Raw genomic sequence first — 2,366 nt, forward strand, 5'->3', positions numbered from 1 at the left:
AAGATAAAATTTGCCAAGCAACTACGAGCGAAAACCCTGGCAAATTTGGCGAAGCTTGGCAGAACGCAGAACATCTACGCATCTTTACCAAATTCTTAAATTAGCCGAAATTTTCTATCAGATCGCTAAAAATTTTAGCTAAATTTTCGACGTCGCTAATCTCTACTCGTTCGTTGATCTGATGGATCGTGTCGTTTCGCACGCCAAACTCCGCTGTCTCCACGCCAAACTCCGCGAAGTATCTCGCATCGCTCGTGCCGCCTGCGGTGTTTAGCTCGGCTGCTGCGCCACAGATCTTCTGCACGCTAGCGCTTAGTTTTTGCACGATTTTGGAGTTTCGCTGAGTTAAAAAAGGCTTTGAGGAGCTTTTTAACGCAAGGTGTAGCGACGCGCCTGCTCGCAGCTGCGCGGTGCAGCTCATTTCTAGCTTGCCGCAGGATTCGCTTTCGTTGCACAGCGCGTCTTTAGCGTCCAGCTCAAATAACCTCAGTACGTAGTCTCGCACGTCTTCTAGCCCCAGCCCTACGCCACCGCGTACGTTAAACATCACGCGCACGTCCTTGGGTGTTACGTTTACTACCTGCGAACCGCCGCGAATGTCGGTGATGACTATCTTGGCTGGAGCGAAATCATCGCTGCCCGCGTCCAGATCATGCCCCGCGAGGCTTGCGAGAACCGGCGCTAAAATGTGGACAGGATTGATGCATTTATCTGGGTAGGCTGCGTGCCCGCCGATACCCGTGAGCGTGAGGACGCCGTTAATCGAGCCGCGACGGCCGATCTTAATGGTATCGCCGAAGCATACTTCGCATGTAGGCTCCGCAACGACTGCGAAGTCGGGTAGGGCACCTTGCTCGCGCAATTTAGAGAGCATTTCGCGCGTGCCGTAGATGCCGTCGCCCTCCTCATCGCTGGTTAGTAGTAGGCTCAGCGTGCCCTTAAAATCGCGTGCCGCCGCTAGCGCGCAGATCGCCGCTGCGATGCCGCTTTTCATATCCTGCGCGCCGCGCCCGTATAAAAAGCCATCCGCTTCCACCGGCACAAACGGATCGCTCGCCCAGCCCTCGCCCGGTGGCACGACGTCGATGTGCCCGGCAAAGCATAGATGCGGACCCTGTCCGAAGCGCTTGGTAAAAATCGCGTTAGTTACGCCGTTTAGCTCGAATCTATCCTCGCTAAAGTCCGCCAGCAGCATCGAGACGTAGTTGAAAGCTCCGTCGTCGCTAGGTGTGAGCGAGCGGAATTTGATGAGCTCTTTTAGAATTTCAATCGGTTTCATAAGCCATCCTTTGGTTTAAATTTTACCGAAAATTATAGCGTATAGAAGCTTTAGTGCAAAAAATACCAAAATAAACGCCGAGATATATGCAAATGCCCGCACTACTATGTTTGGAAGCTTGCTACGAGCTAGATATATAGCAAGCGGAAAAAGCGTGATCCAAGCTAAAATTCCGCTTACAAGCCCCGCAAGAGCAAGCGCAAAATCTGTTCGCGCGGTGCCGGCAGATACGCTGAGCCAAAATATAATGACGTATGGATTTAGTAAATTTATCAAAAAGCCTTTGCCGTAAAGCGCCACGCCCGAGCAAGCCTCGACGCTTGCGGGTTGCACCGAGCGAGTCGCGCCATGCCAGGTCGCGTGCGCCGTGTAGAGCAAAAAGCACGCGCCAAATACCGATACGCAGGTAAAAACGATCGGGATTTTAGCTAACTGCAATATGCCAAACGCCGATAGCGCTAGATACAGCATATCCGCGCTCATGGCGCCGAGGCCCAGGCACAGCGCCTTGGTGTAGCTTCGCAGCGCATAGGACATTATCAGTACGTTTACCGGGCCGATCGGCACGCTAACGCCCAGTCCCAGTAAAACCCCTTGTACGAACGGTTGCATCCCTCTGCTTGTAATCCCCCAAATCTGCTCAAAATTTCAATGTGCGGCTCTGCGAAAAAATCTATGGGCGCGGCTTTGCAAATAGATCGATGACGCACAGCTTTGCGAATGGATCGATCTTGAAATTCCGCGCTCTGCGATCGGTTTTTAATTTAACGCAATCGCCGCCGTAATGCGCCTTAGCTTTAAAATTTTAACGCGCGTAGTCGCATGCACCTCAACTTTGAAATTTTAGCATGCACGGCTCGCGACACACCTGCTTACCGAGCCTTGGCTGGCTCTGAAATTCTAATGCCGAGCATTGCGTGCGCCAGGCTATTTAAATTTAACGCAAGCAGTTGCATGCGCCTTGGCTTTGAAATTTTGGCGAGCGCTTCGCGCGGCACGCGTGCTCGACGAGCTTTAAATTTAGCTCTTAAATTTAAACACGCAATCGCGGTTTAAATTTGCAGCTTAAATTTACGGCTTGAATTTT

General features: G+C 51.7%; 2 protein-coding genes. Both read right to left on the reverse strand.

Annotated elements, in window-relative coordinates; genetic code table 11:
- Positions 1-100: 100 nt before the first annotated feature.
- On the reverse strand, positions 101-1,279 hold the full coding sequence (gene dapE, locus Q0340_RS08535) for a succinyl-diaminopimelate desuccinylase (RefSeq protein WP_298082965.1): 1,179 nt from the start codon (positions 1,277-1,279) through the stop codon (positions 101-103).
- Between the two features lie 15 nt (positions 1,280-1,294).
- On the reverse strand, positions 1,295-1,891 hold the full coding sequence (locus Q0340_RS08540) for a LysE family translocator (RefSeq protein WP_298082966.1): 597 nt from the start codon (positions 1,889-1,891) through the stop codon (positions 1,295-1,297).
- Positions 1,892-2,366 lie beyond the last annotated feature (475 nt).

The sequence above is a fragment of the uncultured Campylobacter sp. genome (assembly GCF_938045595.1).
Taxonomy (GTDB): Bacteria; Campylobacterota; Campylobacteria; order Campylobacterales; family Campylobacteraceae; genus Campylobacter_B.